This is a genomic window from Rubrivirga sp. S365 (genome assembly GCF_032248475.1).
Lineage (GTDB): Bacteria > Bacteroidota > Rhodothermia > Rhodothermales > Rubricoccaceae > Rubrivirga > Rubrivirga litoralis.
The window spans coordinates 2,096,062-2,119,560 of sequence record NZ_JAVTTN010000001.1 but is presented as its reverse complement, the minus strand read 5'-3'; the positions used below and the strand labels follow the sequence as shown (position 1 = coordinate 2,119,560).

General features: G+C 74.2%; 22 protein-coding genes. 8 read left to right on the top strand and 14 right to left on the bottom strand.

Annotated features, from left to right (window positions below; genetic code table 11):
* Positions 1 to 105 precede the first annotated feature (105 nt).
* The 7 genes from RQM47_RS09130 to RQM47_RS09100 all read right to left on the bottom strand — a co-directional run bounded on the left by RQM47_RS09130 (position 106) and on the right by RQM47_RS09100 (position 8,617).
* Positions 106 to 543 carry a hypothetical protein gene (locus RQM47_RS09130; protein WP_314008588.1) on the bottom strand — a complete coding sequence of 146 codons (438 nt, stop codon included), beginning with the start codon at positions 541 to 543 and terminating at the stop codon, positions 106 to 108.
* 128 nt (positions 544 to 671) lie between these two features.
* The gene (gene glmS, locus RQM47_RS09125; RefSeq protein ID WP_314008585.1) at positions 672 to 2,507 is read right to left on the bottom strand and encodes a glutamine--fructose-6-phosphate transaminase (isomerizing); all 1,836 of its coding nucleotides are present in this window, start codon (positions 2,505 to 2,507) and stop codon (positions 672 to 674) included.
* A 207-nt stretch (positions 2,508 to 2,714) separates the two neighbouring features.
* A complete protein-coding gene (gene aroF / locus RQM47_RS09120) occupies positions 2,715 to 3,770 on the bottom strand; it encodes a 3-deoxy-7-phosphoheptulonate synthase (protein WP_311663864.1) in 1,056 nt (351 codons plus the stop codon).
* 575 nt (positions 3,771 to 4,345) lie between these two features.
* Positions 4,346 to 4,570: a type II toxin-antitoxin system prevent-host-death family antitoxin gene (locus RQM47_RS09115; RefSeq protein ID WP_311663862.1), complete on the bottom strand. Its 225-nt coding sequence runs from the start codon at positions 4,568 to 4,570 to the stop codon at positions 4,346 to 4,348.
* A gap of 29 nt (positions 4,571 to 4,599) precedes the next feature.
* Positions 4,600 to 5,439 (bottom strand): LPS export ABC transporter ATP-binding protein, encoded by an 840-nt coding sequence (lptB, locus tag RQM47_RS09110; RefSeq protein WP_311663860.1) that lies wholly within the window; start codon positions 5,437 to 5,439, stop codon positions 4,600 to 4,602.
* Positions 5,440 to 5,462: 23 nt separating this feature from the next.
* Positions 5,463 to 7,454 (bottom strand): OstA-like protein, encoded by a 1,992-nt coding sequence (locus tag RQM47_RS09105; RefSeq protein WP_314008583.1) that lies wholly within the window; start codon positions 7,452 to 7,454, stop codon positions 5,463 to 5,465.
* 275 nt (positions 7,455 to 7,729) lie between these two features.
* Positions 7,730 to 8,617, bottom strand: coding sequence for a hypothetical protein (locus RQM47_RS09100; protein WP_311663855.1), 888 nt, complete (start codon positions 8,615 to 8,617; stop codon positions 7,730 to 7,732).
* Between the two features lie 446 nt (positions 8,618 to 9,063).
* Here RQM47_RS09100 and RQM47_RS09095 point away from each other — a divergent pair, with 446 nt between their 5' ends.
* Genes RQM47_RS09095 through RQM47_RS09085 form a run of 3 tightly spaced genes read left to right on the top strand, consistent with a single transcriptional unit; the run spans position 9,064 to position 11,124 of the window.
* Positions 9,064 to 9,435 carry an STAS domain-containing protein gene (locus RQM47_RS09095; protein ID WP_311663853.1) on the top strand — a complete coding sequence of 124 codons (372 nt, stop codon included), beginning with the start codon at positions 9,064 to 9,066 and terminating at the stop codon, positions 9,433 to 9,435.
* A gap of 28 nt (positions 9,436 to 9,463) precedes the next feature.
* Positions 9,464 to 9,991: an ATP-binding protein gene (locus RQM47_RS09090; protein ID WP_311663851.1), complete on the top strand. Its 528-nt coding sequence runs from the start codon at positions 9,464 to 9,466 to the stop codon at positions 9,989 to 9,991.
* Complete coding sequence (locus tag RQM47_RS09085; RefSeq protein WP_311663849.1) at positions 9,988 to 11,124, top strand: PP2C family protein-serine/threonine phosphatase; 1,137 nt, start codon at positions 9,988 to 9,990, stop codon at positions 11,122 to 11,124. Before RQM47_RS09090 ends, RQM47_RS09085 begins: the two co-directional genes overlap by 4 nt.
* A 294-nt stretch (positions 11,125 to 11,418) precedes the next feature.
* Here RQM47_RS09085 and RQM47_RS09080 read toward each other — a convergent pair whose 3' ends face one another.
* Together RQM47_RS09080 and queA are read right to left on the bottom strand one after the other, a co-directional pair.
* Positions 11,419 to 11,709, bottom strand: a complete 291-nt coding sequence (locus RQM47_RS09080) for a hypothetical protein (protein WP_311663847.1) — start codon at positions 11,707 to 11,709, stop codon at positions 11,419 to 11,421.
* A gap of 134 nt (positions 11,710 to 11,843) precedes the next feature.
* Entirely contained in the window at positions 11,844 to 12,902 is a 1,059-nt protein-coding gene (queA, locus tag RQM47_RS09075; RefSeq protein WP_311663845.1) for a tRNA preQ1(34) S-adenosylmethionine ribosyltransferase-isomerase QueA, read from the bottom strand.
* A 374-nt stretch (positions 12,903 to 13,276) separates the two neighbouring features.
* Here queA and rlmN point away from each other — a divergent pair, with 374 nt between their 5' ends.
* The 3 genes from rlmN (at position 13,277) to RQM47_RS09060 (ending at position 16,522) form a co-directional block, all read left to right on the top strand.
* Positions 13,277 to 14,371 carry a 23S rRNA (adenine(2503)-C(2))-methyltransferase RlmN gene (rlmN, locus tag RQM47_RS09070; protein WP_311663843.1) on the top strand — a complete coding sequence of 365 codons (1,095 nt, stop codon included), beginning with the start codon at positions 13,277 to 13,279 and terminating at the stop codon, positions 14,369 to 14,371.
* Positions 14,372 to 14,670: 299 nt separating this feature from the next.
* A complete protein-coding gene (locus tag RQM47_RS09065; protein ID WP_314008581.1) occupies positions 14,671 to 16,053 on the top strand; it encodes a wax ester/triacylglycerol synthase family O-acyltransferase in 1,383 nt (460 codons plus the stop codon).
* 184 nt (positions 16,054 to 16,237) lie between these two features.
* Positions 16,238 to 16,522 (top strand): hypothetical protein, encoded by a 285-nt coding sequence (locus RQM47_RS09060; protein ID WP_311663839.1) that lies wholly within the window; start codon positions 16,238 to 16,240, stop codon positions 16,520 to 16,522.
* A 51-nt stretch (positions 16,523 to 16,573) separates the two neighbouring features.
* Here RQM47_RS09060 and RQM47_RS09055 read toward each other — a convergent pair whose 3' ends face one another.
* The 4 genes from RQM47_RS09055 to sucC form a co-directional block, all read right to left on the bottom strand.
* A complete protein-coding gene (locus RQM47_RS09055; RefSeq protein WP_314008579.1) occupies positions 16,574 to 17,050 on the bottom strand; it encodes a DinB family protein in 477 nt (158 codons plus the stop codon).
* Positions 17,047 to 17,451, bottom strand: coding sequence for a GNAT family N-acetyltransferase (locus RQM47_RS09050; protein WP_311663835.1), 405 nt, complete (start codon positions 17,449 to 17,451; stop codon positions 17,047 to 17,049). The genes RQM47_RS09055 and RQM47_RS09050 overlap by 4 nt, the downstream gene beginning before the upstream one ends.
* Positions 17,452 to 17,707: 256 nt before the next feature.
* Positions 17,708 to 18,787 carry an ABC transporter ATP-binding protein gene (locus RQM47_RS09045; protein WP_314008576.1) on the bottom strand — a complete coding sequence of 360 codons (1,080 nt, stop codon included), beginning with the start codon at positions 18,785 to 18,787 and terminating at the stop codon, positions 17,708 to 17,710.
* Positions 18,784 to 19,956 (bottom strand): ADP-forming succinate--CoA ligase subunit beta, encoded by a 1,173-nt coding sequence (sucC, locus tag RQM47_RS09040; protein ID WP_311665490.1) that lies wholly within the window; start codon positions 19,954 to 19,956, stop codon positions 18,784 to 18,786. Before sucC ends, RQM47_RS09045 begins: the two co-directional genes overlap by 4 nt.
* Before the next feature lie 249 nt (positions 19,957 to 20,205).
* Here sucC and RQM47_RS09035 point away from each other — a divergent pair, with 249 nt between their 5' ends.
* Positions 20,206 to 21,294, top strand: a complete 1,089-nt coding sequence (locus tag RQM47_RS09035; protein WP_311665492.1) for an LptF/LptG family permease — start codon at positions 20,206 to 20,208, stop codon at positions 21,292 to 21,294.
* A 144-nt stretch (positions 21,295 to 21,438) separates the two neighbouring features.
* Here the strand turns inward: RQM47_RS09035 and RQM47_RS09030 are convergent, their stop codons facing one another.
* Positions 21,439 to 22,449 (bottom strand): hypothetical protein, encoded by a 1,011-nt coding sequence (locus RQM47_RS09030; protein ID WP_311665494.1) that lies wholly within the window; start codon positions 22,447 to 22,449, stop codon positions 21,439 to 21,441.
* Between the two features lie 207 nt (positions 22,450 to 22,656).
* Here RQM47_RS09030 and RQM47_RS09025 point away from each other — a divergent pair, with 207 nt between their 5' ends.
* Positions 22,657 to 23,484, top strand: a complete 828-nt coding sequence (locus RQM47_RS09025; RefSeq protein ID WP_311665496.1) for a lysophospholipid acyltransferase family protein — start codon at positions 22,657 to 22,659, stop codon at positions 23,482 to 23,484.
* The last annotated feature ends 15 nt before the right edge of the window (positions 23,485 to 23,499 follow it).

Genomic DNA, 23,499 nt, shown 5'->3' with positions numbered 1-23,499 from the left:
GGTGGCGAGAACCGGGCGGGGCGGGTCCTAAATCTACCGCCCCGCCCGAGCGCGTTCCTCCCCGCCGACTCCGCGGGCGGGGCGGGGTGGCCGCCCCGTTTTCCTTCAGTTTGCCGCGTCTTTCTCCAGCCGGTACGCTCCGCCCCGGAGGACGAGGACGTAGACGTCGCGGGGCAGCCTCGGCCCCGTCACAGCGATCTCGAACCCGTCTCCCACGCCGTCGGGGAGGTCTAGAGTTGCGTCGGCCGCTACGCGGATCCGGGGGCACGCTTGGTCGCTGACGCGGACATCTAGGACCTCGATGGATAAGCCCTCCGCGGTCGGACTCGTCTCGACGACAAGCTCGTCTGCGACGCAGTAGGCCTCCTCTACGGTCCGAACGATGACGGCCGACGGAGGGATCGGCTCGGGGACCGGGAGGTCGTCGTACAGGACCAGGGGCGCAAGGCTCACGAGGACCCCGCCCTCGACAGGCAGCAGGTCGTCGCCCGACGAGTCGCAGCCGACGACCAACACGGCAAAAACCAGCAGGAGCGCGCGCATGGGCGGGGTGGCGTGTGAGGCCGGCGACGCTACGACGCCCACCCCGCCCGTCCCAAACACCGTGCACCGCCCCGCCCTTTGGGTCCGCCCGCGGCGGACGGGGTGGCTCGTCTCCCCCGCCCCGCCCGCTACTCCACCGTCACGCTCTTAGCGAGGTTGCGCGGCTGGTCCACGTCGGCCCCGCGCATGACGGCGATGTGGTAGCTGAGCAGCTGGAGCGGGATCACGGTCAGGAGCGGCTCCAGCGCATCGATCGTCTTGGGCACCTCGACCACGTACTCGGCGAGCGCGTCGAGGTCGCGGTTGCCCTCGTCCGTGATCGCGATGACCGTCCCGCCGCGGGCGGCGACCTCCTCGATGTTCGAGACCACCTTCTCGTAGGTCGCGTCGCGCGTGGCGATAAACACGACGGGCATGAACTGGTCGATCAGCGCGATCGGCCCGTGCTTCATCTCGGCCGCCGGGTAGCCCTCGGCGTGGATGTAGGAGATCTCCTTGAGCTTGAGCGCACCTTCGAGGGCCACGGGGAAGTTGGCCCCGCGCCCGAGGTAGAGGAAGTTCGAGGCGTAGCGGTAGTCGCGGGCCATCTGGCGGATCTGCTCCTCGCCGTCGAGGACCGTCTGGATCTGGGCCGGGATGGCGGCGAGCGCCTCGGCGTGGCGGCGGACCTCGTCCTGGGAGAGCACGCCGCGCTCGGCGCCCAGGAGCAGCGCGATCTGGGCCAGCACCGCCACCTGCGCCGTGAACGCCTTCGTCGACGCGACGCCGATCTCCGGCCCGGCGTGGAGGTACACGCCGGCGTCCGTCTCGCGGGCGATCGTCGACCCGACCGCGTTCACGAGGCCGACGGCGAGGCACCCCGCCCCCTGCGCCTGGCGGACCGCGGCGAGTGTGTCGGCCGTCTCGCCCGACTGCGAGATCACGATGACCACGTCGCGCTCGGTGAGGACGGGGTTCCGGTACCGGAACTCGCTCGCGTACTCGACCTCGACCGGGACGCGCGCGAGCGCCTCGATGAGGTACTCGCCCGCGAGCCCGGCGTGCCAGCTCGTCCCGCACGCGCAGATCACGATCCGCTCGGCCTCGACGAGCTGCGGGAGCACCTTCTGGAGCCCGCCCAGCCGAATCTGCCCCTCCTGGGGGTGCACGCGGCCGCGCATGGCGTCGGCGACCGAGTGCGGCTGCTCCATGATCTCCTTGAGCATGAAGTGCTCGTAGCCGCCCTTCTCGATCTCCTCCAGGTCCCACTCGAGCGCGTGGACCTCCTTCGAGACCGGCGCCCCGTCGATCTGGAACACCTCGTAGCCGTCGCGCCGGACGACCGCCATCTCGCCGTCCGACAGGTACACCACGTTCCGCGTGTACTCGATAAACGGGCTCGCGTCGGAGCCGATAAAGTATTCGCCGTCGCCGATCCCGAGCAGGAGCGGCGAGCCGTTGCGGGCGACGACGAGCATGTCGGGGTCGTCGCGGCTGATGCCCACGATCCCGTACGCCCCGTCCACCTGCGTCAGCGCCTGGCGGACGGCCTCGGGGAAGCTCAGGTCGGCCTCGTTCTGGACGTCCTCGATAAAGTGGGCGAGCACCTCGGTGTCCGTCTCCGACTCGAACGTGTACCCCTTCTCGATGAGCCTCTTTTTGATGGCCCCGTAGTTTTCGATGATCCCGTTGTGGATGATCGCGAACGACCCGTCCGACGCCTCGTGCGGGTGGGCGTTGACGTCGTTCGGCGGCCCGTGCGTGGCCCACCGCGTGTGGCCGACGCCGACGGTCCCGCTCACGGGCCGGGCGTCGAGGAGCTTGGCGAGCTCGTCGACCTTGCCCTCCTTTTTGCGCACGTCGAGCGCCCCGTTGACGACGGCGACGCCCGCCGAGTCGTACCCGCGGTACTCGAGCCGGCGGAGCCCGCTCACGAGGAGGTCACCCGCTTCGCGGGGTCCGATGTATCCGACGATGCCACACATAGAATCTGGGGGGAGAGGGGTCGAGGTCTGGATCCGCCTCCACATTAGCAAGAACAGGGCCACCTCCGACGCGGGGGCGGGGAGGATGTGGAAGAGAAGAGGAGAAAAGGCGGGCAACCTCCCCCACCGACCGCCCCGCCCCGACGGCACGCGCCGCAGAACCGCCCCGCCCGAGCCATCGGCGGGCGGGGCGGGCTCGGCCCCACCCTACGCGGCCTCGGCGACCGGGGCGGGGCGGGGCTCGGGGACGTCCCGGCCGACGGCGGCGCCGACGGCGCGGACCCGGCCCATGAGCGCGTCGAAGGCGTCGAGGTAGAGCGACTGCGGGCCGTCGGAGAGCGCCTCGGGCGGGTTGGGATGCGTCTCGATCATGAGCCCGTCGGCCCCGCACGCGACGCCGGCCAGCGCCATCGGCCCGATCTTGTCGCGGATGCCGACGCCGTGGCTGGGGTCGACGATGATGGGGAGGTGCGAGAGCTGCTTCACGACGGGCACGGCGCTGAGGTCGAGCGTGTTGCGCGTCGCCGTCTCGAAGGTGCGGATGCCGCGCTCGCACAGGATCACGTCCGGGTTGCCCTCGGCGAGCACGTACTCGGCCGACATCAGCCATTCCTCGATGGTCGCCGACATGCCGCGCTTGAGGAGGACCGGGAGCCCGGCCTGCCCGACCTCCTTGAGGAGCGCGAAGTTCTGCATGTTCCGGGCACCGATCTGGAACACGTGGGCGTAGCGGCCTACGACGTCGATCTGGCGTTCGGTCATCACCTCGGTGACCACCTTCAGACCGTGCGCGTCGCCGGCCTCGCGGAGGATGCGCAGGCCCTCCTCGCCCATGCCCTGGAACGAGTACGGGCTCGAGCGCGGCTTGAACGCCCCGCCCCGCAGGATCTGCGCGCCGGTCGCGGCGACGGCCGCCGCCGACGCCTCGATCTGGTCGACGCCCTCGACCGAGCACGGCCCGGCCATGACCACGAGCTCCGCCCCGCCCACGGCGAGCCCGTCGACGTCGACGACGGTGTCGTCGGGGTGCCACGTCCGGGCGGCGAACTTGTACGGGCTCGTGATGCGGACGACGTCGCGGACGCCGGGGAGCACCTTGATGTGGCGGACGTCGAAGTCGGCGTCGACGCCCATCGCGCCGAGGACCACGGCCGCCCCGCCCGTCCGGTGGACGTCGAACCCGAACCCGTGGAGGGCGTCGACGAGGGCCTCGACGCGATCGTCGGAGGCGGTGGGATCGGGGATGACGACGAGGCCGGCCATGGCAAGAGGTTTCAGGCGTGGCTGAAAGTACGCGGCGGGGCGGGGCGGGGGTGCCCGTTCACGCCGGCTTGGCGGGGCGGCCGCTCTGCGCCTCGACCGAGGGCGGGGCGGCACGTCAGGGGAGCGGTGGGGCCTTGCCACGGCGGCACCGCTCCAGCGCAAGGCTCTCGCCAAGGTGGCGCCACGAGCCGAGCTACCACAGGAGGTCGACGTCGTACGCCTGCAGGAGCGGGTCACGGGAGACGAGGCGAGCGCCCTCGGCGGCCGACTGTGCCACCAGAAGGCGATCGAACGGGTCCGGTGGTGGTGCGGGAGATCCGCCACGGTGAGCGTGTGCCGAACGGTGACCGCGAGCTCTGCAAACCCGCTCCGCTCGATCCGGTCGGGCACGCGGAGTGCGGGGGGCTCCGGCAGGTCCAGGCGCCCGAGTCCGGCTTTGATGGCGATCTCCCACGCGCTGGCGGCGCTGACGAACACGACGTTCTCCGGATTGCCAATCGCAGCCCGAGCCTCCGCAGACGGGCGCCGGTCGTCGGCCAGCCACCAGAGAAAGGCGTGGGTGTTGAGGAGGAGCCTCACGCCTCGAAGCCGTCGAGCACGTCGCGCGGGAGGGGCGCGTCGAAGTCGCCGGACACCCGGAGCCGCCCGGCGTCCAGCCCCGGCCGCCGCTCGGCCGCGACCACCCGGGCGACCGTCCGCTCGCCGTCGGTGACGAGCACCTCCCCGCCCTCGCGAACGACGCGGTTGAGGAGCCCGCGGAGCGCGGGCGGGAGGTCGTGGAGCGAGACGACGTGAGACATCGTGGTGGCTGCGCGGGCGGGGTGGTCCGTCAAACGGCCGGGGCGGGCGGCGGGTCCTGGCCGCGGCGGTACCGCTCCAGCGTGAAGCTCTCGCCGAGGTACCGGCGCCGGACCTCGGGGTTGGCCGCGAGCTCCTCGGCCGTGCCCTCGACGAAGATCTTGCCGTCGTAGAGGAGGTACGCACGGTCCGTGATCGCCAGCGTCTCGTGGACGTTGTGGTCCGTGATGAGCACGCCGATGCCGCGCTCGCGGAGGTCGACCACGATGCGCATGATGTCCTCGACGGCGATCGGGTCGACGCCGGCGAACGGCTCGTCGAGCAGGATGAACTGCGGCCGCGTGGCGATGGCGCGCGCGATCTCAGTCCGCCGGCGCTCGCCGCCCGAGAGCTGGTTGCCCTTCGAGCGGCGGACGACGCCCAGCCCGAACTCATCGATGAGCGCCTCGACGCGGGCCTCCTTCTCGTCGCGGCCGATGTCCTGGAAGTCGAGGACGGCGCGAAGGTTGTCCTCGACCGACATCGACCCGAACACGGACGCCTCCTGGGCGAGGTAGCCGATGCCGAGCCGCGCGCGGCGGTACATGGGCGTCCGCGTGATGCGGCGCTCCGCCCCGCCCTCGCGGCCCAGGAACACCTCGCCGGCGTCGGGGCGGACCATGCCGACGACCATGTAGAACGTGGTCGTCTTGCCGGCCCCGTTGGGTCCGAGCAGTCCCACGCACGTTCCCTGCTCGACGCGGAGCGAGACGCCGTCGACCACGCGGCGGCGGCGGTAGGACTTGGCCAGCCCCTCGGCGCGGAGCACGAGGGGCGCGTCCGGCCCAGCCTGGACAGCGGGCGGGGCGGCGGGCGGGGCGGGGCTCTCCATGCGCCGAAGCTACGGGCGCGCCGTCACGGGCCTCCCCCACCCCGCCCCACGGCGGCCGTCGCGGGCGTGACGCCGGGCGGGGCGGGCTCGGGCGGGGCGGGCGGGGCGCCGGGCGGTCGGAGCCACGCGGCCGGCGGCCCGTTCGCCTCCAGCCACGCGGCCTCCCAGCCCGCGCCGAGCACCGACGCGCGCGTGGGCGCCCCGCCCGCATCGGGTCCGCCCGGCGTGAAGGCGAAGCCGGGCAGGCGGAGGCCACCCGGCACGCTGGCGGCGGGGAAGCTCGTGCCCTGGACGCCGCGGTAGCCCGAGAGGTCGCGGAGCTCGCCGTCACGGAACCGGAAGTCGAGGCTGTCGGCCGAGACCTGGTCGGCGCCGGCGAGCAAGCCCTCGGGGCTCGCGCGGTGGTAGAGGGCCTGCGCCGTCGGCCACACGCTGAGGAGGCGGAGGTCGCCGCCCTCGAAGCGGCCGAGCATCTGGCCGCCGGCGATCTGCTGGAGCCGGCCGAGCGTCGAGTCGGGGCTGCCGGCGAAGGCCGTGCCGAGCACGCGGAGCGAGTCGAGCGCGCCCGCGCGGGCCACGGCGAGCAGGCTGTCGCCGGTAAGCTGCGCCCCGCTCGCCCAGACCGACGGGCGCGCGGCGCCGAACAGGCCGAGCCGGTCGACCGCCCCGCCCGTGCTCGCGGAGTCGCCTGCGGAGTCGGGCGGGGCCGTGGGGGCGGGGCGGCGGAGGAACCAGACGGAGTCGGCGACGGCGGACAGCTTCGCCTGCCACAGCCGCACGCCGCCGGCCGCCGCCAGCGTCTGGAGCGTGTCGGCGCCGGCTACCACGCGCGCGGCGTCGATCCGCGGCGCGCGCGCGAGCGTCGAGACGACGCGGCCCGTCGAGTCGGCGCGGAGCACGACGAGGAGCGGGTCCCGGGCGGGGTCCGCCCCGCCCGCTAGCGGCGCCGGGCGCGGCGGCAGGCGGGCCGCGAGGCTGTCGGGCGGCGCCTCCACCCCGCCCACGCTGGCAGAGTCGGGCGGGGCGGCGAGCGGGGGCAGAACGGGGGCGAGGGCGCCGAGGCTGTCGGGTGGCGCCTCCTCCACCCCGCTCACGACGGGCGGGGCGGCGGCGCTGTCGGACGGAACGCCGAGGCTGTCGGGCGGGGCGGGGTCGCCGGGCGGGGTGGCGAGGCTGTCGGGCGGGGCGGCCTTGGGAGCGGGGCGTGCCGCGCCGGGCGCCTCCTCGGGCGTGCCGCGGACGCTCGCGGTTTCGGCCTGGCCGTCGAACACGAGCCGCTCGCCGAACAGGAACGTCCGCCGGCTGGAGTCGGCCGGGGCCACGGGGCGCTCGGCGTCGGTGCCGCCCTCGCCGATCCGCTCGACGACGGCGTGCCCGTAGGCCCGCGCCCGCTCGGTGCGCCGGAAGTAGACGACGGAGTCAGCCCAGAGGCGGGCGTCGGGGCGCCGGAGGCGGACGTCGCCGGCCACGTCGGCGCGGCGGCCGCCGGCGTCATAGGTCCCGCGCGCGGCGGTCAGCACGCCCGTCGAGTCCTCGATCTGGAGCGGCCCGTCGAGATCGGCCACGCGCCTCGCCGAGCTGTAGGTCCCGCTCGGCGCCGTGAGCCGCGCGCCGCGGTGGAGGATCGTGCCCCCGCCCGAGAACGCCGACACCTCGGCCCGGCTGTCGTACGTCACAACGGGCGCCAGCAGGACCGACTCGCCGTCGCCCAGGCGGACCGCCCCGCTCGCGGCGGCCACCTTCGTGTTGGAGTCGTAGCGGACGGCCTCGGCCGTGAGCGTGTCGCGGCCGGACACGATGCGGACGTCGCCGTCGAGCGCCGTCTCGCCGCGGGCCTCGTAGATCGTCGCCTGGCGGGCCGAGAGCAGCGTCGTGTCCTGGCGCAGCCGAACGTTGCCGACGAGCCGCCGGACGGTCCCGGCCGAGTCGACGCTGGCCTCGGTGTAGTCGGCGCCGAGGATCTCGACGCGCCGCGTCTGCGCCTCGGCGGGCGGGGCGGCGACAAGCGCGCACAAGACGGCGAGCAGCAGGGCCGCCCCGCCCCACGTCTCGCGCCGGGTGCGTCGGGCGGCGCCGGGCGGGGCGGCCGCCGGAAGCCATGTGCCTGGACTAACAGCCGGCCCCAGGCCGCCCCTCACCCTGTCCCTCTCCCGGGGGGAGAGGGGACGTCGTAGGGGCGGGGCGGAACCGAGCGCCGCACTCCAATCATCCAGGTTCGGACCCCGCCCCGCCCGAGGCGAGGCGGGCAGGGTGGAGTGCCCCCGTCTCTCTCCCCTCTTCCCTCTCCCCCTCACTCCGCCACCTCGATCTCGCCGGTCACGTTGCGGAACGAGTAGCGCGTGAGGTCGGCCGAGGCCACGAGCCCGACGCCGCGGACGCGCTCGCCGGGGCCGTCGAACGAGAACGCGCCCGGCGCGCGGAACCGGCCCGCGCCCTCGTCCCAGATCACGCGGCCCGCCTGGAGCGTCCGCCCGCCCGACGCCGCCACGCGGACGCTTCCGGTCGCTTCGTAGCGCCCGCCGCCGGACCCGCTCACCGTCCGCGCCTGGACCGTCGCCTGGGCCTGGCCGCCCAGCCGGACCGTCGTGCCGCCGGACGCCGTGAACGCGCCGCCCGGCCGCGTCGTGAGGCGCGCGGCCTCGACGTCGGCCCCGCCCGTGTCGGGTCCGCCCCCGCCCTGGACCGTGGCCCGGACGTCGCCCTCGGCCTCGACGGTGTCGTCGACCAGCGTGAGCCGGCGGGCCTGGATGTCGGCCCCGCCGTCGCCGCGGACCGTCGTTCGCACGCCGCCCTCGGTCACGAGGCGGCCGTCGCCCTCGTAGTACCACGCCTCGCGGGCGCGGATGTCGGCGAGCGGCGCGCCCTCGTCGTCGTAGACCGCGATGTCGACCGCCCCGCCCCGCCCGGCCGCCCCCGCCCCGCCCGTGCCCTCGGGGGCTGGGCCGAGGTAGACGAACGTGGTGTCGGGGCGCCGGTAGCGGGCGAGGTAGGGGGCGTCGATTTCGAGGCGCGACCGGCCGTCGGCGCTCGAGCGCAGCGAGGCGTCCCAGCTCTCGCTCTCCGGGAGGTCCTCAATCTCAGTCCCCGGCGGGAGCCCGTCCGGCGCCGCCCGCGTGCACCCGCCGGCGACGAGCGCGGCGACGGCGAGGACGACGAGGGACGGGCGGAGGGGACGCACGGCGCGAAGGTAGGGCGGGGCGGGGTGGGCGGAGCGCCGGGCGGCGAGGGTCCCGCCAAGCCGCCCGCACCCGCCGCCTCCGCGTGGGCGGGGCGGTCGAATCGCCCCAGGCGGGTTACGGATCGTAGGCCCGGCGGGGCGCCGGCAGCGCAGCAGGCTCCGGGGAAACGGCCGGGCGGGGCGGGTTCGCGCTCCGCCCCGCCCGAGCCCCCTCCGCTGCGCCTGGAGGCGCCCAAGCGCCCGCTCCCCTGCGCGGGAGGCCGCTCCCGCAACTCGGAACCGAGGCAGCCGCCCAGCGAGCCGGGGGAGCGCGTCGGTACGCGTCCGCCCCGCCCCGACGCCGCCGCCGGACCGCGCGGGCGGGGTGGTACGATATTCGTCAGGGAAGCCGGTCGCCGCGGCCGTCATGGTCTCCCCGCGCACCCATCGCCCCCCGGGCACACCCCATGAGCTTCACGTTTCAGAAAGCGTCCCCCACGGCGGCCGTCGTCCGCATCGGGAAGGCGCTCGACTTCCGCAGCGCCGCCGAGTTCAAGGCGGCCTGCCAGGAGCACGCCCGGCAGGGCACCCGCTACTACGTCCTCGACTTTACGGGCACCGGCATCCTCGATTCGACCGGGCTCGGCGTCATCTTCTCGCTGTACCGCCAGCTCACGCCGGCCGGGGGCCAGGTCGTGTTCGCGGCCGTGAGCCGGCCGGTCCAGGTCGTCGTTCAGCTGACGCGGACCTACAAGGTGTTCCGCCAGTTCCCGACCGTCGAGGCCGCCCTCGACGCCCGGTCCGAAGCCCCGGCGCAGAAGCCGGCGGGCTCGGCCTGAGGCCGGTCCGTCTGAAGCCGCCCCGCCCGTGCCGTCGTTCCACTTCCACGACTTCGACCGCGTCATCGACCAGGTCCACGACCTGTTCGACGCGTGGGCCGAGGCCGACACGTTCCGCCCGGTCCTCGAAGCCGAGGGGCTCGACGTGCTCCGGCTGGCCGTCCACGAGTGGGTCGCCAACCTCGTCCAGCACGCCTCGTTCCCCGGCTCCCGCGACGTCTGGCTGACGGTCGAGGCCGACGGCGACGGCGTCCGGTGCGCGGTCGAGGACTCGTCCGCCGGGTTCGACTTCACGGACCAGCTCGCGCGCCAGCGAGAGGCCCTCGACCGCCCCGCCCCGTCGGAGCGCGGGCGCGGGCTGCTCATGCTCATCACGTGCGCCGAGGACCTCGGGTACCGCCCCGCCCGCCCCGGCGTGAACCAGCGGGTCACGTTCACGGTCCGCGGCCGGGCCGGCGGCGCGCTCGACGTCCTGTTCCGCGCGGCCGACCGCCTCCCGTCGCCCGGGGGCGACGGCGCTCCCCCCGACGGCCTCCCCCCCGCCCCGCCCCCATGACGAACAAGCCCTCCGTCCTCGTCGCCGAGGACAACACGACGCTCCGGCGGCTGCTCGAGTACCGGCTGGGCAAGCAGTTCGACGTCCGCGTGGCCGAGAACGGCGAGCGGGCGCTGGCGCTCGTCGAGGAGCAGGCCCCGGACCTCATCGTGTCCGACATCATGATGCCGGTCATGGACGGGTTCGCGCTGCTGGCCGCGCTCCAGGCCGACCCCGCGACCGAGGCCATCCCGTTCATCTTCCTCACAGCCAAGTCCGACGACGTCGCGCGCCAGCAGGGGCTCCGCAAGGGCGTCGACGACTACCTCACGAAGCCGTTCGACGTCGATCACCTCGTCACGCGCGTGGGCCAGATCGTCCAGCGGAGCCAGGTCTACCAGAGCCGGTTGACGGCGAAGATCGGCCGCGACTTCTCGGACCGGCTCCTCCCCCGCGACATGCCCTCGGAGCCCGGCTACCGCGCCGTATTCTTTTCGCGCCCCAAGGAGGACGGCGGCGGCGACCTCTTCGACTGGACGCGCGCCGAGGACGGGTCGTACCTGTTCACGGTCGGCGACATCATGGGCAAAGGGCTCCAGGCCAAGTTCTACGCCTTCAGCTTCCTCTCGTACATCCGCTCGACGGTCCACGTCATGCTCCGCGAGACGCGGAGCCCGGCGGCGCTCATGACGCGCGTGAACGAGACGCTCATCAACGACCAGGTCCTCGAAGAGACGTTCGCGTCGCTGCTCATCCTGCGCTGGGAGCCCGAGCACGACCGGGTGACGTACGCGAACGCCGGCCACTGCCGGCCCATCCTGGCCTCGCCCGACGGCCCCGGCATCGTCGAGCACTCGGACCTCATCCTGGGCCTCGACCCGGGCGCCGTCTACCAGGACCGGACCCTCGACCTGCCGCCGGGCTCGGCCCTCCTGTGCTACACCGACGGGCTCAACGAGCAGGTGGCGCGCTCGGGCGCCATGTTCGGCGAGGGCGGGGTGGCGCTCGGGGCGCAGGCCGCGCTGGAGAACGGGCGCCCAGTCCACGCGCTGCTCTCGTGGCTGCTCCGGCGGAGCGAGGTGCCGCGGTTCGAGGACGACGTGCTCGTGTTCTGGCTCCAGCGCGAGGCGGACCGCGCCGCGAAAGCGGCGTAGACGGAGAACGCGGTCCGCCCCCGCCGGCGGAGAGGCCCGTGCTACCACGGAGACGGTGCGGCGCGCAGCAGCGCTGACCGCGCGCTCGTGCTAGATCCCCGAGTCCGTGCGCCACTCTCCACCCCGCCCCCCCATTGCTACAAAGTCCCCTCTCCCTCTGAGAGAGGGACAGGGTGAGGGCGGGGTGGTGCACAAACCATCAAACGTAGCAGGGCGGGGCGGCGAGAACGCCCCGCCCGGAGCGGGTCCTCGCCTCTCGGGCTGCGTGGCTTGGTACCCCGCACTTCGCTCGCTCTAGGTCCGCGAGATGTGGACCTCGAACGTGTCCCCGTCTACGCGGCGGCTGTTCACCTGATGTTCGCCGTCGAAGTTGCGTCGCATGTAGTTGCGCACGCCCTGCACCTCGTTCTTGGACGCCCTGAAGGCGAGGACGTTGCCCTCTTCGAGGTCCTCGAACTGGTCGCCGATGGGGGAATACTTGCTCCGACGCGTGCCCCGCTGCTTCCTGCGGTCGGACGCCTCTTCCTGGGAAATCGTCTCGAAGCTGAATTGGGGGGCCTTTCCTTTGGATCGTGTCTTTGCCATGAGTGGGGTGGAGAGAAAAAGGGGAAGGATGCGACTGCGATGATGCCAGCCGAACGTGCCCCCTCCTATGCCCCTCGACCGCGCCCGGTTCTCCACCTCCGCGGTGCCCGCCCCGCCCCGCCAAACCCGAGCCGCTAGAGAACCACCATGCAGTCGCCGTACGAGTAGAAGCGGTAGCGCTCCTCGACCGCGTGGCGGTAGGCTCCGAGCACGTGCTCGCGCCCGCCGAACGCGGCCGTGAGAACCAGGAGCGACGAGCGGGGCAGGTGGAAGTTGGTGAGGAGCGCGTCGATGGCCCGGAAGCGGTAGCCCGGCGTGACCGTTAGGTCCGTCGGCCCGGAAAAGGCGGCGAGGCGGCCGTCGGCGCCCGCGGCCGATTCGAGCGCGCGCACCGTCGTGGTCCCCACGGCGAAGACGCGGCCGCCAGCAGCGCGGACGTCGTTGAGCGCGTCGGCCGTCGCCGCCGTCACCCTGACCGTCTCCGCCGCCACGCGGTGCGCACGGAGGTCGTCTACGTGGACCGGCTCGAACGTCCCGTAGCCCACGTGCAGCGTCACCTCGTGGACGGCCGCCCCGCCCGCGCGGAGCCGGTCGAGCACGGCCGGCGTAAAGTGGAGGCCGGCCGTCGGCGCCGCGACCGCCCCGCGCTCGCGCGCGAACACGGTCTGGTAGCGCTCGCGGTCGGCCGCGTCCGGCTCGCGGTCGACGTACTGGGGCAGCGGGAGCTGGCCGGCGGCGTCGAGCGCGGCGTCCTCGGCGGCCGCGTCGGGGAACGCCGCCCCGCCCTCCGTGAACCGGACGCGCCGGCGGCCCGTCTCGGCGTCGACCGCCACGACCTCGGCGCCGAGGCCGCTGTCGAACAGGACGCGCGCGCCCTCGCGGAGCCGCCGCCCGGGCCGCGCGAGCGCCTCCCACGTGCCGTCGCCGCCCCGCCCGACCAGGAACAGCTCGGCGCGGCCGCCCGTCGGCCGCCGCCCCACGAGCCGCGCCGGCACCACGCGCGTGTTGTTGACCACGACGGCGTCGCCGGGACGAACGAGGGCGGGGAGGTCGGCAAAGCGGCGGTCCGCGACCGCGCCCGTCGCCCGGTCGAGCACGAGCATCCGCGAGCCGTCGCGGCGGTCGGCCGGGCGCTGCGCGACGAGGGCGTCGGGGAGCGCGAAGTCGTAGGCGTCGAGGTCGTGGTCAGTCACGCGGGGAACGGGGAACGGGGAACGGGGAACGGGGAACGGGGAACGGGGAACGGGGAACGGGGAACGGAAGGTGGCGGGCGGGGCGGGGCGGCGCAACTGGGCGGGGCGGAAGACGGCCCGAATGTCAGTGGGCAGAAGATGAACCACCCCGCCCAGGCGTGGGCGGGGCGGCCGGCGTAGCGGCGTTGCATGCAACGCCGTCGGGCCGCGGCGCCCAGGGCGGGGCGGCGAGTTGTCCCGGAGTTCTCCGCCCCGCCCGAGTGCGGGGCGGGCGGGGCGGCGCGTCGGGGCGGGGCGGCTCCTGCCCCGCCCGGATTCACGGCGCGTTGGGCGGGGCGGCAGGCGAGGCCGGGGGCGCCGTCGTTTCTTGGCGTATGTCTACGCCCCGCCCCTCAGGTTCGCCCCGCCCCGACCTCCGCGCGCTCGACCAGGACGCGCTCGAAGCGCTCGCCGTCGAGATGGGCGAGCCGCGCTTCCGCGGGCGGCAGCTGTTCAAGTGGGTCCATGAGAAGGGCGCGCGGTCGTTCGCCGACATGACCGACCTGCCGGCCGCCTTCCGCGAGCGGCTGGAGGAGGCCGCCGCCATCGGGACGCTCGTCGAGGCCCGCCGGCAGCAGGCGACCGACGGGACCATCAAGAGCCTGTTCCGGCTGCCCTCGGGCCGCCACGTCGAGACCGTCCTCATCCCCGACCTCCACCCGGACGGCCGCGCGCGGCGGCTGACGGTCTGCGTGTCGTCGCAGGTCGGGTGCGCGATGGGGTGCACGTTCTGCGCGACCGGGCTCATGGGCTTCCAGGAGAACCTGACGGCGGGCCAGATCGCGGGCCAAGTCCACGCGATGGAGGCCGTCGCGCAGGAGACGTGGGGGCGGGGCGTCTCGAACGTGGTCTACATGGGCATGGGCGAGCCGCTCCAGAACTACCGCGCCGTCGTCGCCAGCACCGGCCTCATCTGCTCCGGGCTGGGGCTCTCGCCGAAGCGGATCACCGTCTCGACCGTCGGCCTCGCGCGGCGCATCCGCCAGCTGGCCGACGACCAGGCCGAGGGCACCGCCCCGCCCGTGGGCCTCGCCATCAGCCTCCACGCGCCGACGGACCCGCAGCGGAGCGCGATCATGCCCGTCAACCGCTCCGAGAAGACGGACCTCTCGGCGCTGGAGGACGCCGTCCGCCACTACCACGCGCGCACGGGCCGGCCGGTGACGTACGAGTACTGCATGTTCGCCGGCACGAACGACTCGGACGCCGACGCCCGCCGCCTCGCGCGCGTGGCCGCGTGGGCGCCCTCGAAGGTCAACCTCATCATGTACAACCCGGTCGAGGGCACGGACTTCGCGCCGTCGTCGGAGGAGCGGCTGGACGGCTTCATCCGCACGCTCGTCGGGCGGGGCGTGCGCGTGACGGTGCGGCGGAGCCGGGGCCAGGACATCGACGCGGCGTGCGGGCAGCTTGCGGTGGCGGAGGGGTAGCGGGCAGGTAGAGCAGGTAGAGCAGGTAGAGCAGGTAGAGCAGGTAGAGCAGGTAGAGCAGGTAGAGCAGGTAGAGCAGGTAGAGCAGGTAGAGCAGGTAGAGCAGGTAGAGCAGGTAGAGCAACGTGTCGGCGAGGGCGGGGCGGGTCAAGTCCCTTTCTGCTCCTCCACGCGCGGCTCCCACCCCGTCCTCGCACGCGAGCGGGGCGGGCGGACGCTCTACCTGCCCTCGCCGCTCTACCTGCTCCCGCCGCTTCCCCCGCCCCGTCGGTAACATTCGCCCCTCCCCCGCCCCGCCCATGCGCCCGCGCCCCGTCTCGACCGCCGACGCCGCCTGGCTCCGCATGGAGAGCCCGACGAACCCGATGACCGTGACCGGCGTGCTCGGCCTGGGCGCCGAGATGTCCGTCGACACGCTGCGGCGGTGGGTCGAGGAGCGGCTGCTCGGGTTCGACCGCTTCCGCATGCGGATCGACGCGCCGGGCTCGTCGAGCCCGACGTGGGTGCCCGACGAGGCGTTCGACCTCGACCGGCACGTGATCGAGGTCGGCCTCCCCGCCCCGGGCGGACAGGCCGGGCTGGAGGCGCTCGTGAGCCGGCTCATGAGCACGCCGCTCGCCTTCGACTGCCCGCCGTGGACGTTCCACCTCGTCCACGGCGTCCAGACCGCGGGCGGGGCGGTGGGCAGCGCGATCATCGGCCGGCTCCACCACGTGATCGGCGACGGCATCGCGCTCATGCACGTGCTCCTCCACGCGGCCGACGAGCACCACGCCGGGGAGGCCGCCCCGCCCCGCCGGCCGCGGGCGTCGGCCGTCGCGCGCGTCGCGGGGACTCTGAAGGAAGCCGGCCACGAGGTGCTCGACCTCGTCACGAGCCCGTCGCACCTCGCCGACCGCGTGCAGACGGCGGGGGCCGGGGCGCAGGCCGTCGCCGGCCTCCTCGCCATGCGACCGGACTCCGAAACGGTGTTCAAGGGCTCCACGACGCCGACGAAGCGGGCGGCGTGGACGGGTCCCATCTCGCTCGACCGCGTCAAGGCCGTCGGCGACGCGCTCGGGGCCAAGGTCAACGACGTGCTGATGTCGGCGGCGGCCGGCGGCCTCCGGCGCTACTTCGCCGGGCGGGGCGAGCCGGTCGACGGCGTCGAGGTCCGGGCGGCCGTCCCCTTCAACGTCCGCGCGCTCGACCGGGCGCACGAGCTGGGCAACTCGTTCGGGCTCGTGTTCGTGCTCCTCCCCGTGGGCACGGCCTCGGCCCGCGAGCGGCTCCGCCTGACGAAGGAGCGGATGGACGCCATCAAGCGCTCGGCCGAGCCCATGGTGGTCTACGGCATCCTCCAGACGATCGGGCGGGCGCCGGGGTGGGTGCACCGGCAGGTCGTCAAGATGTTTTCGGAGAAGGCCTCGGCGGTCATGACGAACGTGCCGGGGCCGACCGAGACGCTGCACCTGCTGGGCGTCCCCGTCGAGACCATCATGTTCTGGGTCCCGCAGGCCGGCGACATCGGGCTCGGCATCAGCATCTTCAGCATGAACGGGACCGTCCGCGTGGGCGTCGGGGCGGACGCCGCCTACGCCCCGGACCCGTCCGCCCTCGCCGAGGCGTTCGAGGCCGAGTTCGCAGCGCTCGCCGACGAGTTCGCGGGCGGGGCGGAGGGCGCGGAGGGCGCAGACGACTAGCGGGCACAGCCGACGCCGACCGCCCCGCCCGCCGTTCGTGGGCGGGGTGGCCGCGCCCGGTCCGCTCGCCCGGGTCCGCCGGCCCGACCATTTTCTTGGCCCTGCGACCGCTCGCTTTGCCCCCTCCGGGAAACGCCCCGCCCCGCCCCGAGTACGTACCGCTCCCTCTCCCCTCTCCCTCGTCATGGCCTCGAACGCTACCACCCGCTCCCTCCTCGAAGTCGCCCTCGGGTTCCTCGGCGCGCTCCTCGTCGTCCCCCTCCTGTTCAAGGTGACCGGACTGGTGTTCCGGGCCGCGCTCGGCGTGGTCACCGGGCTCTTCAAGTTCTCCACCACGCGCCGGCTCCTGGGCGACCTGCTCATCGGCGGCATCACGGCGTTCCTGGCCAAGGAGAGCGTGCTCGACACCGTCTTCGGCAAGAAGGGCCGGATCGGCGACGGCCTCCTCAAGCCGCCCGTCGACCGCTAGAGCCGCCGGCCCGTCCGTACCCGCCCCGCCCACGTCGGGCGGGGCGGTCTGCTAGCCGACGTGCTTGCGCAGGGCGAGGACGGTGCCCGCGTGGAGCCCCTCGTGGTACACGTTGAACGCGAGCGCCTCGGGCAGACCCGAGAGCGTGACGCCGGGCGTGGTCGTGTAGGACCGGAACGGCGCGCCGTCGAACCGCCCCGCCCGGACGTCGGCCTCCAGGCGGTCGACGCCGTCGAGGAACAGGCGGCGCGTGGCGCCGATGTCGGGCGGGGCGGACCAGTCTGAGGGCGAGGTCCCCTTGCGGAACGCGGCGACGGCCGCGGGCGGGGCGGGCAGGTCGAGGCCGGCGAGCCCGTAGGTCAGCAGCTCGGCCGTGACGGCGACGTGGCCCACGTTCCACAGCACGTTGTTGGAGAACCCGTCGGGGACCACGAGCCACGCCTCGGGCGGCAGCCCGTCGACGGCGTCGAGGAGCGACGCGCGCGTCTTGCGAACGGCGTCGAGGGTCCAGAGTGCGGCGTCGGTCATGCCTTCCGCACCCACGCGTTCTCGACGTGCTCGAACCCGAGCCGTTCGTAGAACCCGGCCGAGATGTCCGAGTCGCGGAGCACGAGCTCGGTCCCCTTGCACCGCTCCAGAACCTCGTCCACGAGGCGCTTGCCCACGCCGCTGCCCTGGAGGTCGGGCTCGACGGCGAGGTCGCACAGGTACGACATCTGCTCACCGTCGGTGAGCACGCGGGCGAGCCCGACGAGCCGGTCGGCCTCCCACAGCGAGAGCACGAGGCTCGAGTTCTCGAACGAGCGCCGGAGCGCCTCGGGGTTGTCCGTCTTGCGCAGGAGCGGCGCGCGGCGGTACAGGGTGGCGATGCGGCCGGGCGTGAGGCCGTCGAGGGTGTCGCGCAGGACGAGCGCGCCGGGGTCGGTCATGGGGGCGGGGTGGAGAGCGGGAGAGCGGGAGAGCGGGAGAGCGGGAGAGCGGGAGAGCGGGAGAGCGGGAGAGCAAGATGCCCACCCCGCCCCGCGCGCGCCACCGGGCGGGGCGGGAAACGGCCGGAACCTTTCCATGCCCGCCCCGCCCCCTGCTCTACCTGCTCTACCTGCTCTACCTGCTCTACCTGCTCTACCTGCTCTACCTGCTCTACCTGCTCTACCTGCTCTACCTGCTCTACCTGCCCTACCTGCTCTACCTGCCCTCGTCGTCCGGCACCCAGCGCGGAGACGCGGCGCGGACGGCGAGGTCGGCGGGGACGGCCCGCCCGGGGTCGGTCCACAGGCGGAGGCGCACGGGCGCGTCGCCCGCGTCCACCTCGACCTCCCACTCCGACGCGTGGCCCAGGAACTGGCGCGCGACGAGCCGCGCGGGCACGGCGCCCTCCGCCCCGCCCGCGGCGACGGCCAATCCCTCGGGGCGCACGGCGAGCGCGTGCCCGGGCGGGGCGGGCTGCCCGGCCAGCCGCTCGGCGAGCGCGCCGCGGACGACGTTCGCGCGGCCGAGGAAGCGGGCGGCGTAGGCCGTCGGCGGCGCGGCGTAGAGGTCTTCGGGCGCGCCCTCGCCCACGACGCGCCCCGCCCGCATGAGCGCGACGCGGTCGCTCAAGGCGAGCGCCTCGGCCTGGTCGTGCGTGACCCACAGGCTCGTCGTGCCCAGGTCGGATTGGAGCGCCTTGACCTCGGCGCGCGTGGCCTCGCGGAGAGCGGCGTCGAGGTTCGAGAGCGGCTCATCGAATAGGAGGACTTCGGGCTCGACGGCGATCGCGCGCGCGAGCGCCACCCGCTGCTGCTGACCGCCCGAGAGCGCCGCGACGGGCCGGTCGTCCAGCCCGCCCAGGTCGACCCGCCTCAACGCCCGCCCCGCCCGCTCGCGGGCCTCGGCCTTTTTGGTGCCCGTCACGCGGAGCCCGTACGCCACGTTCTCGCCGACCGTCATGGTCGGGAAGAGGGCGTACGACTGGAACACCATGGCCGTCGGCCGGGCCTGCGGCGGGCGCCGCGTGACGTCCGCCCCGCTCATGCGGACGGCGCCGGCGTCGGGCGTCTCGAACCCGCCGACGAGCCGGAGCAGCGTCGTCTTCCCGCACCCCGACGGCCCGAGCAGCGACACGAACGAGCCCGGCGCCACGTCGAGCGAGACGCCGCCGACCGCCACGACGTCGCCGTAGCGCTTGACGACATCGTCGACCTGGACCGCGGGCGGGGTGGGGGATGTGGGATGGGAGGACGAGGAGCCTCTGCCCATCCCTCCATCCCTCTGTCCCTCACTCATCCCTCCAAGGCGGCCGTCACCTTGTCGGCGGCCTCCTGGAGGCGGATCGCGCTCTCGATCGGCAGGCCGCTCTCCTTGAGGATTTGCATGCCCTCCTCGGCATTCGTGCCCTGGAGACGGACGATGAGCGGGACCGTGAGGTCGATGTTTCGGGCCGCCTCGACGACGCCGCGCGCGACGCGGTCGCCCCGGACGATGCCGCCGAAGATGTTGACCAGGATGGCCTTCACGTTCGGGTCCGAGAGGATGATGCGGAACCCGGCCTCGACCGTCTCGGCGTTGGCCGTGCCGCCGACGTCGAGGAAGTTGGCCGGCTCGCCGCCCGCGAGCTTGATGAGGTCCATCGTCCCCATCGCCAGCCCGGCGCCGTTGACCATGCAGCCCACGTTGCCGTCGAGCTTGACGTAGTTCAGGTTGTGCTTGCCGGCCTCGACCTCGAGCGGGTCCTCCTCGGCCTCGTCGCGCATGTCGGCGAGGTCGGGGTGGCGGAAGAGGGCGTTGTCGTCCAGGTCGATCTTGGCGTCGAGCGCGACTACGCGGCCGTCGTCGGTCTTGACGAGCGGGTTGATCTCGGCGATCGTCGCGTCCGAGGCGCGGTAGGCCTTGTAGAGCGCCGTCACGAACTTGCGGGCGTCCTTGAGCGCCTGGCCCTCGAAGCCCAGCGCGAAGGCGACCTGGTTGGCCTGATACGGGCGGATCCCGACGGCCGGGTCGACCCAGACCTTGACGATCTTGTCGGGCGTGGCCTCGGCCACCTCCTCGATCTCCACCCCGCCCTCGGTCGAGGCCATGATGACGTCCTGGCCCTTCGCGCGGTCGAGCGTCACGCCGAGGTAGTACTCGTGGGCGATGTCCTCGGCGGCCGTGACGAGGATCTTCTTGACGAGTTGCCCCTCCGGCCCCGTCTGCGGCGTCTTGAGCGTCATGCCGAGGATGGCCTCGGCGTTCTCGCGCACGTCGTCGACGGACTCGGAGAACTTGACGCCGCCGCCCTTGCCGCGCCCGCCGGCGTGGATCTGCGCCTTGACCACGAACTGGTCGACGCCGTCCTTCTTCATGGTCTCGGCGGCGGCGACGGCCTCCTCGACGGTGTCGGCGACGATGCCGCGCTGGACGGCGACGCCGTGCTGGTCGAGGATCTCCTTGGCCTGGTACTCGTGGACTTTCATCGGGCGGGGCGGGTGAGGGGGTGGGCGGGCTCTGGGCACGCCAAGCTAGCCCCGCCCGTTCCGCACGAGGCCCGCGGGCGGGGCGGAGACGGTGCTACGGGCGCCCCCTCACCCGATCTTCAGACCGCCCCGCCCCAGGAGAGCGGGGCGAGAGAAGAAGAGGAGAGGCATAGAGGAGAAGAGGCGGCTCTCCTCTTTTCCTCTCCTCGCCTCTTTTCCTCCTCTCTCCTCCTCCCCCGCCCCGCCCGCATGACCCGATTCGACTGGCACGTGCTCCGGCGGTTCGTCGCCGCGACGGCGCTCCTGCTCGCGCTCCTCGTCGCCACGTTCGTCGTGCTCGACCTGGCCGAGTACGTCGACGACTTTATCGACCGCGGGGCGACGTGGGGGCAGGTGTTCGGGACGTACTACCTCCACTACGTCCCCGAGATCGTCCGCCTGACGAGCCCGCTGGCCCTGTTTCTGGCCGCCATCTACGTGACGGCGCGGCTGGCGCAGTCGATGCAGCTGACGGCGCTCCACATGGCCGGCGTGTCGCTGGGGCGGTACATGCGCCCGTTCGTCGTCGTCGGCGTGGCCGTGACGGCGGTGATGCTGGCCTTTAACGGGTGGGTCGTGCCGCGGGCCACGGCCATCGTCCACGCGTTCCAGAACGAGTACTACCGCGACGCGCCCGAGGGGCGGGGCGGGGCCGAGGTGTACCGGCAGGCGAGCCCGGGCGTGGTCCTCACGGCGACCTACTTCGACCGCGACCAGGGCCGCGCGTTCGGCGTCTCGCTGGTCACGGTCGCCGATTCGGCCGAGGGCGGCGTCGGCGCGCGGTTCGACGCGGCGGAGATGACCTACGACGACTCGCTGGGCACGTGGCACGCCCGCGACGTGGTGCTCCGCGAGTTCCGGGGCGGGGCGGAGCGGTTCCGCACGGCCGCGACGCTGGACACGGCGCTCACCGTGCTCCCGCGCGACCTCGCGCAGGCCGAGCGCGACGCGGACCGCCTGACGCTGCCGGAGGCGCGGGCCTACGTCCGCTCGCTGGAGCGGGCCGGCGTCACGGAGCGCGGGCGGCCGCTCGTGGGCTACTACTCGAAGGTGTCGTACCCGTTCGCCAACCTCATCCTGGTCCTCATCGGCGTGCCGCTCGCGGCGCAGCGGCGGCGGGGCGGGCAGGCGGCGCAGCTGGCGCTGGGGCTGGGCGTGGCGTTCCTCTACCTCTCGCTCCAGAAGACGATCGAGCCGCTGGGATACGTGCAGGAGATCGCGCCGGTCGTGGCGGCGTGGGCGCCGCACGTGCTGTTCGCGGGCGTCGCGGCGTGGCTGTTCGTGCGGGCGAACCGGTAGGGCGGGGCGGCGGCCCACCTCACGGTCGCGCCGCTCACCACCCCGCCCTCGGCGGCCGCGGTCTCGCGGGCGGGGCGGGCGCTCTGCTGCCGACGCCTGGGGGCGGGGCGGTGGAGCGGGCTGCAGGGGCGCCGCCCCGCCCGATCACGCTTCGACGTCCACCCCGCACTCCCGAAGGCGCTCCTCGAACGCCGCCGGCTCGTCCACGACGAGCCCGATGCGGCGGACGTCCCGCGTGATTCCATAGGGGCCGGTCGCGCGGACCGGCGCGCGGAGCTCGACGAGGTAGCCGGTGTCGCCGACGGGGACTGTGCTGAGGTAGTCGTCGCCCGGCGCCGGCCGCCGCGTCTTGCGAACCGACAAGACGGCGCCCCACGGCACTTCGACGTCCCAACGGAGCCCGCACCGCAGGCGGAGCCCGTCGGCGCGGAGCTCGTGCGGGCGCCGCCGCATGGCCCGGTAGTCCCCGACGATCCAAACGACGCCGTAGAGCGAGAGTGCGAGGTGCACGAGCGCTGCCGTCTCACTCCACGACCGCAACAGGAAGTGGACGCCGACGAGTTCGAGCGCGGCGGCCATGAGCACGGCGGCGACGACCGCGCCGTACCCGCCCCGGCGGTGGTACGCGACCCCGTGCTCTGGGGGCTCGGCCGGCCGGACCGCGAAGGCGTAGTGCAGGAGCGCGACTTCGTATGCGAGCGCGCCCGCGACGGCCGGCACGTCGAACGCGTCCCGCAGCGTCTCGCGGAGGCGGTCGTAGACGTCGCCTCCGGCCGCGTCCACCTCCCGCTTCGCGCGGATGACGCCCCACGCCTTGTAGCCGACGTACCCCACGAGCGCGAGCTCGACGGCGGGGAGCACGTACCCGAGCGCACTGAGGAGCGCGTGGTGCTCCGGCGGGACGAGCGCCGACGCCGCCCCGTAGCTGACGAGGGCCATCGGGGCGACCGTCACGGTGGGCCAGCCCCGCCCCCGCACGAGGACGGCGTAGTAGAGGGCCGGGACGAGGACGACGAGGTCGACGGTCAGCCCCGCCGCGACGGCCCCGGCGTCGTCCGCCCTCGGCAGAACCTCCAGGACGACGAACGCCGCGGCGTAGACGGCAAGGAGCGGGGCGGCGAACCACAGGGGCGACGGCAGTCGGCGGGCGGTCATGGCTCGGCGGTTCCGGTGCGGACGGCAGGACGTTGCGGGGCGGGGCGCGGCACGCCGGGGCTCTCGCCACCGCCACACGATACTCCACCCCGCCCGCGTCCCGCTCCGGAGCCACGTTCGGGCGGGGCGGCCGGTAGTCCCCCCGCCCCGCCCCGGATAGTCCGCCCGCACCAGGGAGTCGCGGGCGGGGCGGCCGACCTTGGGGGCATGGACCTTTCCCCCGCCCCGCCCGCTCCGTGCCCGCCCCGCCCGAGCGTCGCGGCCGCCGTGCTCGGCGTGCTCCGCGTCGCCGCCGTGGGTGCGGTGCTCGTCGTCGGCGCCGTCGCAGTCCTCGCCGCCGCCTGCTTGCCGGGGCGGCCGGGCGGGGCGGCGCCGAGCGAGTGGGCGGCCGTCGGCGTCGCGCGGGCGCTCCTGGGGGCGATGGGCGTGCGGCTGCGCGTCGAGGGCGGGGCGGCGCTCCAGGCGCATCGCGGGTTCGTCTTTTTCAGCCACCCCTCGTTTCTCGACCCGCTCGCGCTGCTGGCCGTCCGCCCGCTCCGGTTCCTGGCCGCGGCCGGCGTCCGCCGGCTCCCGCTCGTCGGCCCGATGGCGACGGCGCTGGGGACGCTCTACCTCGACCGCGGGCGGGGCGAGAGCCGCGAGCGGGCACGCGCGGCGCTCCGCGAGGCGGTCGCCTCGTCGCCGGTCCCGGTCGCGCTGGCGCCCGAGGGGCGGACGTCGCCCGGCCCGGGCGTGCTCCCGCTCCGCCGCGGCGCTTTCGAGGTCGCCGCCGAGGCCGGGGCGCCGGTCCTCCTCGTCGCGCTGTCAGTCGAGCCCCGCAACCGGACGCTCTGGCGTGAGGGCGAGTGGCTGACCGCCCCGCTCTGGCGCGTGTGCGCGCGGCGCGGGCCGCTCGTAGCGACCGTCCGCGCGCTCCGCCCCGCCCTCGACGCGGGCCGCCCCGGCGCGGCGGCCGAGGCCGAGCGGCGGCTGAACGCGGCGCTCGGGGTGCGCCCCGCCCCGACCGCGCGGTCGGGCGGGGCGGTCGCGGCATGAGACCGCCCCGCCCCC

Coding starts and splice junctions, on each gene's coding strand:
- RQM47_RS09060 (WP_311663839.1), top strand. CDS start 16,238: ATGGCCTCGAACGCTACCACCCGCTCCCTCCTCGAAGTCGCCCTCGGG.
- RQM47_RS09035 (WP_311665492.1), top strand. CDS start 20,206: ATGACCCGATTCGACTGGCACGTGCTCCGGCGGTTCGTCGCCGCGACG.
- RQM47_RS09095 (WP_311663853.1), top strand. CDS start 9,064: ATGAGCTTCACGTTTCAGAAAGCGTCCCCCACGGCGGCCGTCGTCCGC.
- glmS (WP_314008585.1), bottom strand. CDS start 2,507: ATGTGTGGCATCGTCGGATACATCGGACCCCGCGAAGCGGGTGACCTC.
- RQM47_RS09065 (WP_314008581.1), top strand. CDS start 14,671: ATGCGCCCGCGCCCCGTCTCGACCGCCGACGCCGCCTGGCTCCGCATG.
- RQM47_RS09115 (WP_311663862.1), bottom strand. CDS start 4,570: ATGTCTCACGTCGTCTCGCTCCACGACCTCCCGCCCGCGCTCCGCGGG.
- sucC (WP_311665490.1), bottom strand. CDS start 19,956: ATGAAAGTCCACGAGTACCAGGCCAAGGAGATCCTCGACCAGCACGGC.
- RQM47_RS09045 (WP_314008576.1), bottom strand. CDS start 18,787: ATGAGTGAGGGACAGAGGGATGGAGGGATGGGCAGAGGCTCCTCGTCC.
- RQM47_RS09025 (WP_311665496.1), top strand. CDS start 22,657: ATGGACCTTTCCCCCGCCCCGCCCGCTCCGTGCCCGCCCCGCCCGAGC.
- RQM47_RS09055 (WP_314008579.1), bottom strand. CDS start 17,050: ATGACCGACGCCGCACTCTGGACCCTCGACGCCGTTCGCAAGACGCGC.
- RQM47_RS09050 (WP_311663835.1), bottom strand. CDS start 17,451: ATGACCGACCCCGGCGCGCTCGTCCTGCGCGACACCCTCGACGGCCTC.
- RQM47_RS09085 (WP_311663849.1), top strand. CDS start 9,988: ATGACGAACAAGCCCTCCGTCCTCGTCGCCGAGGACAACACGACGCTC.
- RQM47_RS09030 (WP_311665494.1), bottom strand. CDS start 22,449: ATGACCGCCCGCCGACTGCCGTCGCCCCTGTGGTTCGCCGCCCCGCTC.
- RQM47_RS09080 (WP_311663847.1), bottom strand. CDS start 11,709: ATGGCAAAGACACGATCCAAAGGAAAGGCCCCCCAATTCAGCTTCGAG.
- lptB (WP_311663860.1), bottom strand. CDS start 5,439: ATGGAGAGCCCCGCCCCGCCCGCCGCCCCGCCCGCTGTCCAGGCTGGG.
- RQM47_RS09130 (WP_314008588.1), bottom strand. CDS start 543: ATGCGCGCGCTCCTGCTGGTTTTTGCCGTGTTGGTCGTCGGCTGCGAC.
- rlmN (WP_311663843.1), top strand. CDS start 13,277: ATGTCTACGCCCCGCCCCTCAGGTTCGCCCCGCCCCGACCTCCGCGCG.
- aroF (WP_311663864.1), bottom strand. CDS start 3,770: ATGGCCGGCCTCGTCGTCATCCCCGATCCCACCGCCTCCGACGATCGC.